Origin of the sequence: Acidiplasma cupricumulans (assembly GCF_001402935.1) — an archaeon.
Lineage (GTDB): Archaea > Thermoplasmatota > Thermoplasmata > Thermoplasmatales > Thermoplasmataceae > Acidiplasma > Acidiplasma aeolicum.
In genome coordinates, this window is the sequence record NZ_LKBH01000031.1 from 1 (window position 1) to 6,895 (window position 6,895).

At 33.2% G+C, this 6,895-nt stretch carries 10 protein-coding genes; 6 read left to right on the forward strand and 4 right to left on the reverse strand.

The genetic code is table 11. The annotated features are described in order from the left end of the window. Window positions 1–54: 54 nt before the first annotated feature. Window positions 55–759, reverse strand: coding sequence for an archaeal proteasome endopeptidase complex subunit alpha (gene psmA, locus AOG55_RS01210; protein WP_048100809.1), 705 nt, complete (start codon window positions 757–759; stop codon window positions 55–57). 184 nt (window positions 760–943) lie between these two features. On the opposite strand from psmA, the gene AOG55_RS01215 reads away from it, so the two are divergent. The 4 genes from AOG55_RS01215 to AOG55_RS01230 all read left to right on the forward strand — a co-directional run bounded on the left by AOG55_RS01215 (window position 944) and on the right by AOG55_RS01230 (window position 3,523). Beyond that, the gene (locus AOG55_RS01215) at window positions 944–1,765 is read left to right on the forward strand and encodes a TatD family hydrolase (RefSeq protein ID WP_055040782.1); all 822 of its coding nucleotides are present in this window, start codon (window positions 944–946) and stop codon (window positions 1,763–1,765) included. 67 nt (window positions 1,766–1,832) lie between these two features. Further along, the gene (locus AOG55_RS01220; RefSeq protein ID WP_048100811.1) at window positions 1,833–2,519 is read left to right on the forward strand and encodes a hypothetical protein; all 687 of its coding nucleotides are present in this window, start codon (window positions 1,833–1,835) and stop codon (window positions 2,517–2,519) included. Between the two features lie 21 nt (window positions 2,520–2,540). Continuing rightward, the gene (locus tag AOG55_RS01225) at window positions 2,541–2,726 is read left to right on the forward strand and encodes a hypothetical protein (RefSeq protein ID WP_048100812.1); all 186 of its coding nucleotides are present in this window, start codon (window positions 2,541–2,543) and stop codon (window positions 2,724–2,726) included. An 8-nt stretch (window positions 2,727–2,734) separates the two neighbouring features. Then, window positions 2,735–3,523 (forward strand): glycosyltransferase, encoded by a 789-nt coding sequence (locus AOG55_RS01230; RefSeq protein WP_055040783.1) that lies wholly within the window; start codon window positions 2,735–2,737, stop codon window positions 3,521–3,523. A 6-nt stretch (window positions 3,524–3,529) separates the two neighbouring features. Here AOG55_RS01230 and AOG55_RS01235 read toward each other — a convergent pair whose 3' ends face one another. Together AOG55_RS01235 and AOG55_RS01240 are read right to left on the reverse strand one after the other, a co-directional pair. Then, window positions 3,530–4,603 (reverse strand): tRNA (cytidine(56)-2'-O)-methyltransferase, encoded by a 1,074-nt coding sequence (locus AOG55_RS01235; protein ID WP_055040784.1) that lies wholly within the window; start codon window positions 4,601–4,603, stop codon window positions 3,530–3,532. A gap of 78 nt (window positions 4,604–4,681) precedes the next feature. Further along, a complete protein-coding gene (locus tag AOG55_RS01240; RefSeq protein WP_048100815.1) occupies window positions 4,682–5,182 on the reverse strand; it encodes an ArsR family transcriptional regulator in 501 nt (166 codons plus the stop codon). Window positions 5,183–5,299: 117 nt separating this feature from the next. Between AOG55_RS01240 and AOG55_RS01245 the strand changes: the two genes are divergently transcribed. Beyond that, window positions 5,300–5,524 (forward strand): hypothetical protein, encoded by a 225-nt coding sequence (locus AOG55_RS01245; protein ID WP_048100816.1) that lies wholly within the window; start codon window positions 5,300–5,302, stop codon window positions 5,522–5,524. A gap of 63 nt (window positions 5,525–5,587) precedes the next feature. Further along, the gene (locus AOG55_RS01250; protein WP_048100817.1) at window positions 5,588–5,926 is read left to right on the forward strand and encodes a carboxymuconolactone decarboxylase family protein; all 339 of its coding nucleotides are present in this window, start codon (window positions 5,588–5,590) and stop codon (window positions 5,924–5,926) included. Between the two features lie 181 nt (window positions 5,927–6,107). Here AOG55_RS01250 and AOG55_RS01255 read toward each other — a convergent pair. Further along, window positions 6,108–6,895: enoyl-CoA hydratase-related protein (locus AOG55_RS01255; RefSeq protein ID WP_156318713.1), on the reverse strand; the 788-nt coding region annotated here is incomplete at its 5' end.

Sequence of the window (6,895 nt, forward strand, 5' to 3'; positions counted from 1 at the left end):
TATAAATTAATTTATTTAATGAAAATTTATTAAAAATAATTTTAAAATTACATTTTAATTTAAATATTTGGATACCTCTTCCGCGCTGTAAACATGGAACTTTTCCCCAACCTTTATTGAGGCTATTTCAGGTTCCTTCATGGAAGAATCGTCTGTAACTGCTGCCTTCAGGGCTGCTATACCCATTTTTATTGCCTCATCAAGAGACATATTATCCTTGTACTCCTTTTCTATATACTCTGTCACAGCATCCTTTCCGGCACCTATTGCAACCGACTTATACTCGTTTATTGTACCTGCAGGGTCGCAGTCAAATAATCTTGGTCCAATTGTATCGGTTCCCGCAAAAATAATTGACACACCATACGGCCTAACACCACCATACTGTGTATACTGCTGCATCTGGTCTGCAACCTTTTTTACAAGGTTCTCTATATTTGTTAATGATCCATAGGTAACCTTTTCCTGCTGGGCACCAATCCTTGCAAAATCTATAAGAACCCTTGCATCCGCAACAAGACCGGATGTCACTGTGGCAACATAATCATCAATCAACTGTATTTTTTCAAGTGAATTTTTTTCAACCAGCCTGCTTCTTATCTTTTTTTCTGAAAGCAGGACTACTCCATCCTTGAATTTAATACCCAGTGCTGTGGAACCTTTTTTTACTGCCTCTCTTGCATACTCTACCTGAAATAATCTCCCGTCTGGAGAAAATACTGTAATAGCCCTATCATAGGCCATCTGACCTTGCTGCATTTATTCACCTCTTCCTTAATTATTTTAATCAATTATAAGTTTTTCTTATATTTCCAGCGACACCATTATAATGATGCTTATTATATATTTCAATGATTTATTTAAATTTTGACTGAAAGAAATAAAACTTATTTAAAATCAAATATATTGAAAATAAAAAATAGTGGCTTTTAATAATCAATTCATGCATGTATCACCCTTCGATAATTTTATGCATATCAGACCTGAGGGCCATTTTCTGGAGGCTGTTAAGAGCTTTAAAAATGCAGGTGGGGCATCATTTAACCTTGTAAATTTCCCTGAGGGTACCTATGGCAAAAATCATTATATTGATTTGTATGAAAAAACTTTAAGGGTTGGAAAAAGTATAAGGAATCTTGGTATTAATATTATAATAACACTTGGTCCATATCCCGCAGATTATCTCCATTTCCAGCAAAAAGAACTGAATCCAGTGGATGAAATGAAGAACGGTATTGATATTGCTGTTAAATTGATAAATGATGGTAGGGCAGACGCGCTGGGTGAAATTGGGTACCCGCATTTTAACGTGGATAATTATATTTATGAGGATTCTGAAAAAATTATGATATATGCCATGGAGAAATGCAGGGATTATGATATACCATTAATAATGCACACCGAGGATATGGATCAGAATAAATATAAAAAACTGGAAAATTTGGCCAGAAAATATTATAGAACAGACAGGGTGTTAAAGCACCATGCAAACCCCCAGGATCTCTCCATTGATAATAGCATTCTAAAATCCCTTGTTGCCTCAAGACAGAATACAAGGGCTGGTGTTGAATCAAAAAAAGATTTCCTTTTAGAGTCGGATTACACAGATCAGATTGAAAAGCCAGATAAGGTTATACCTCCATACTCTGTGCCCAAAAGGGCAGAAATGATTAAAAATATTTATGATAATTATGAGGATATATTATTTAGAATTTTCAATGAAATACCATATAAATTCTATAAAAAAGATTTCTTTCTTGAATAATGCCATGAGAATTATATAAAATAAAAATCAGTAAATATTTTAATAGAATATAATTACACTAAGTGTTATGATTAATATAAGCAAATATGATAAAATACTTGAGGAATTAAAATCAAACCTCTTCTCTGAGAGAAAAATGAAAAAATTAAATAAAATCAATCCAAATTTTTATAAGGATATACATGAAATTCTTTTGGAGCTTGAGGATGAAAAAAACTCAGTTCTGGCGGATACAGACATTAAAAAATATATGGAGATAACGAAATTAATAGATGATTTAAAGAAAAATTTCAGGGCATTTTTCCAGGTTAGATTTGAGAAAATTGCAAGGTATTCCGTTTATGACATTACTGATGATATAACAGAAAACATGACACCGGAGGAAAAAAATATTATAAATGAAATATCATTAAAACTCAGAGATTATTATCGAGATTTTGCAGATGTAAAAAGGTTCAGGGAGTCAGAAACAGAGAAACCCGAGGAAGAAATTATTAATAAGGAGGAACCGGTACAAGGCATAAACAATATTGAAGAGGCCAAAAAAATTGAAAACCCGGTTGTTAATAAAAGCAATAAGGATGAATTGCTACTGGTTAGAATACTTGAAAATCTGCCCCCAATAGCCCAGCCTGATGGTGATTATTACCTGCATAAAAATGATATTTTATACCTGAACAAAACATTTGCGGAAATTCTGCATAAAAGGGGTGCGCTTTCATATATTAACATTGAAAAAAAGGAAACATTATAAATATTATTTAAATCATACCTTATGGAAAAAATATGTGATGTTGCTGGTTGTAATGAAAAGAGCTTTCAGACAGTTCCTGCAGACCTTGCCAGAAAGGTTTTTTCATTTAAGGAGGATAAAACAAAATACCATTTATGCAAGGCACATTATAAAGAGTACAAGAAAAATACTAAGAAGGAAAGGGAAACACAGAGAATGGACTGGTAATTTATATCATGGACGGAATATCTATAGTAATTACAACCCTGAACGAGGAAAAAAACATAGGGGCCCTGCTGGACTCACTTATAATTCAGGAAAGACCCTATGAAATAATTATTGTTGACTCTAATAGCATTGATTCCACAGCAGATATAATAAGAAGCTACGAAAAAAAAATTGAGAATATAAAATTAATAGAGGCCAGGTCCTCAAGAGGCGGTGGAAGAAATATAGGTGTTGAATCTGCAAGGTATGATTACGTATCATTTATAGATGCCGATGCCACAGCATCTCCAGACTGGATTAAAAATATTAGAAAGTATAAATATAAATACGATGTAATTGCAGGTGCCATAATCACTTCCGGAAATAAATGGTACCGTACTGAAAGGTTAAAAATTTATCATAACGGTATAGAGGTTACGCACCCATCAGCAAATTTAACCTATTCAAGGGATTTTTTTTTAGAGATGGGCGGTTTCGACCAGAGTTTTATTACTGCAGAGGATATTGACTTAAATATACGGGCGGTTGAATCGGGTGCAAGATGGGCATTCTGCAGGGAATGTATTGTTTATAATAAGGCCAGGGATACCCTTCTAGGATTTATAAATCAGGCGTACTGGAATGGTTATGGAAGGGCACAGCTTTCATTCAAACATAAAAATATAAGGGCGGAATATTTTAGTGAAATAAAAAATATTATTAACCCTATATATTTTTTAAGGAATCTGGCAGGTCTATCAGGTTATATTTATGGAAGGATAAAAATAAATGGAATTCAATACAGTGCCAGTGAATAATTAAGACTATTGTTTTTCAGCATTATCAACATCACGTGCAATTTCATCTATGTCCCTTCCACATATTTTTGATAGCTCATCATTAAGCATTTTTATTCTTTCGGCAGCTTCATAAAGTCCCTTTTCATGATAATTTTGAATTACCCTATCAAGGCTTATAATTCTGTCACCGACAACAAGATTATCTGCCTGTGCCACAATCTTTTCTTCAATAGTTTCAGGAATGTAATCCTTTTCTGGAATTCCCAGATTTTTAGCCTCTGCTGCGGTAATCCCGGCACCTGTGTGGTGTTCAACAATGTTAATAATTCTATCATCTATATTCTTATCCCTTAAAATCTGTGCACCAACAACTGCATGGTCGATACCATTAGTTTTTGTTCTGCCTATGTCATGAAGTAATGATCCTGCTGCAACAAGGCGTCTGTCTGCATTTGTATACCCTGATATGGCCATGGCAAGTTCATAAACCTTCTTTACGTGCCTTATTATCCTATCACTGGCGTTATTATCATACAGGATCTGAAGAGCCTCCTTTTCATCTGGTATATATTTTACCATTTTACCATGTTCCATTGGTACAATATTAAGCTTTCCATTGAAATTCTTGTGCAGTTCCTTACCGTTAAAATACCTGTCAAGGAAGATGGCAAGGGCCGATACCTCACTATGTGGCTGATTTGCTATGGCAATATTATAATCTGCAATTAAATATGCATCAATTGGTACTTTTTCTGCACCAACAAGAACTATCATATCCCTGTTTTTTGTTTTTTCCCTTATCTCCTCTATTTTGTCATCAACATTAATACCATACATTGATAGATTTAACCTAATCCCATTAAAATCTCTAAAATATTTTTTCCAGTTAACACCAGAATTTATTTTAAAATCCCCACCGAATCTTGAAACAACGTTGTTGATGTTTTCCTCAAGGAGTTCATCCTTTTCATCTATTACTATTCTATCTGCACCAAATGCCCTTGCAACCAGTGATACATGGGTTGTTATCCTTTTATCCCTGAATGGCCTGTGCCCTATCCTAAGTACTGTAATAGAACCGTGATGTTCTGATTCCATATATATCACACTCTATAAATATCCAATATAATTTCCATATCTGAATTCACATAAAACAGGCATAAATTAAATTCATTTTTAAACATTATTTTCCATTTCTATTCTGTATCCCTTTAGATATAAAACACTGGATCTGTTTATTATTCCCTTTAATAGTGTTTGTGATATGTTAAGATTTTCAGAGGCTGTTCCGATAAAGACCCCTCCATCAACCATCATTGCCTTGATTTTATTTTCATAATCCTCAAGCTCCTTCTCGGTTAATGTTGTTGCATATATTATATCAGCCAGATCTGGCATGGAACCTATCAAATTTATCTGTATATTGGTATAATATGTATGATACGCTTTTTCTGGACCCTTATCACCAGTTATCCATTGACTTTCCACCATTTTAATCTTATCAAGGTAAAGCAGTGCCTTTTTTCCCTCAACGCCATATTTTTCATCTATTTGAGGCATTGTAATCCATCCGGTGGATAAATCAAGTAAAAGTTTTCTCTTAACGTCGGTATCAGCTGCATGGAATATTGTTACCAGTTCCCCAACGTCATTCACAACCTTTATCCTATTTACCATTCTTTTGATATTACAGAAACAGATATAATAATTTCTAAAGTCACCAAATTTTATTAATATAAATTTGTCAATAAGTTAACTACAAAATATAATTAATTGAAATTAAAATTTTGTTGTATGGAATCTGGCATTATTACGGAACTATCTCCATCAGCGAAATTGATATATAAAATTCTTGAGGAAATTAAGGTTGCCAGATTGTGCCAGCTTATGGAACTAACAGGTCTTTCAAGAAGAACCATCCTTTATTCCGTCAAATCGCTTAATAAATATGGTCTGATAGATATCACAACATGCCTTTCCGACACAAGGCAGAGGTTTTACTGCCTTAGGATTAAATAAGGTGCAAAAAATGCACAAATAGCAACATTATTATCTTTTATTTAAATGCAGTAATGAGTTATTATGGATGCAAAACAAAAATTAAATGAGGTTAACAGAATAATGGCAGAAACCGGAAAGGATAATTCAAAATTCCAGAATGCCTTCTTTGGTTTTATGTCAGCAACAATGGATAACAGTGTACTGGATCAAAAAACAAAAGAATTTATTGCATTATCACTCGGCATGGCAGCAAGATGTGAATGGTGCATATCTTATCATGTTAACAATGCAATTAAGGCCGGTGCAACCAGGAAGGAGCTAATGGAAGTGGGATATATAACAACCTTAATGTATGGTTCACAGGCGCTTATGGAAATGAACAGCCTTGTGGATGCCATTAATGCGTTCCTTCCAGAATAAATTTCACTTTATTATTTTGATTGACCTATTTTTTAACGCTCTAATATTCTGCAATCATTATAATTTTGTAGTGTACTGAAATGAATTCTTACATGTATCTATTTTTTCAACATTTAATTTTATTGCTTATGCATATTAATATTATAATATTCGCAGCGGCATAATTTACCATTTTAATTATTTAAATATGATTCTCTTTTTTCCTCCTATGTAAAAAATTGTTAATTCCCTCTTTCGCTTCTTTCATTGTACTGTTATAAACTATTACATTTGTTGCAAAATCCAAGGCATTTTCTGTATTCATTTCTAGCTGTTTGTACAGTTCATTTTTTCCAAGTGCTATTACATTAAAATCAAACCTTGTTATTTCCTTTGCAAATTTTATTGTTTCCTTATATAAATCCTCATCTTTTGCAATTCTATTTACCAAACCATACATTAAAGCCTCTTCAGAACTTAAATAATTGGCGGTGAATAATAGCTCTGTGGCTTTTTTTAAAGGTATGTTTCTCGTTGTATAAACAGATGGGGTGCTGCAGAATAAACCCTCCTGTATACCTGGGGTTGCAAATTTTGCAGATTCAGAACATATTGCGAGATCACATGCCGCAACAAGCTGACATCCTGCAGCCGTTGCAATGCCCTGGACAGATGCAATAACTATTTGCGGTATTTTCCTTATTAACTTCATCATATTTCCACATACATTAAATAAGTCCATAACTTCTCCCGTATCGGCAAGTATTTCATTTAAATCGTGTCCAGAACTGAAAACAGGACCATTTGATCTTATTATTATAACTTTTATATTTTTATTCTTTGAAACATTATTTAATTCATTGTAAATCAAAATTAATACATTTTTTGATAAGGCATTCCTTTTTCCCTCATTTTCAATATTTATAATTTCTATATCATCTTCCATTTTAACCTCTATTTTTCCCTCTGTGGCTTCCATAATTATATAAA

Bases quoted from the DNA above. Each gene is read 5' to 3' on its own strand.
- AOG55_RS01250 (WP_048100817.1), top strand. From the start codon at position 5,588: ATGGATGCAAAACAAAAATTAAATGAGGTTAACAGAATAATGGCAGAA.
- AOG55_RS01235 (WP_055040784.1), bottom strand. From the start codon at position 4,603: ATGGAATCAGAACATCACGGTTCTATTACAGTACTTAGGATAGGGCAC.
- AOG55_RS01225 (WP_048100812.1), top strand. From the start codon at position 2,541: ATGGAAAAAATATGTGATGTTGCTGGTTGTAATGAAAAGAGCTTTCAG.
- AOG55_RS01240 (WP_048100815.1), bottom strand. From the start codon at position 5,182: ATGGTAAATAGGATAAAGGTTGTGAATGACGTTGGGGAACTGGTAACA.
- AOG55_RS01230 (WP_055040783.1), top strand. From the start codon at position 2,735: ATGGACGGAATATCTATAGTAATTACAACCCTGAACGAGGAAAAAAAC.
- AOG55_RS01215 (WP_055040782.1), top strand. From the start codon at position 944: ATGCATGTATCACCCTTCGATAATTTTATGCATATCAGACCTGAGGGC.
- AOG55_RS01220 (WP_048100811.1), top strand. From the start codon at position 1,833: ATGATTAATATAAGCAAATATGATAAAATACTTGAGGAATTAAAATCA.
- psmA (WP_048100809.1), bottom strand. From the start codon at position 759: ATGCAGCAAGGTCAGATGGCCTATGATAGGGCTATTACAGTATTTTCT.
- AOG55_RS01245 (WP_048100816.1), top strand. From the start codon at position 5,300: ATGGAATCTGGCATTATTACGGAACTATCTCCATCAGCGAAATTGATA.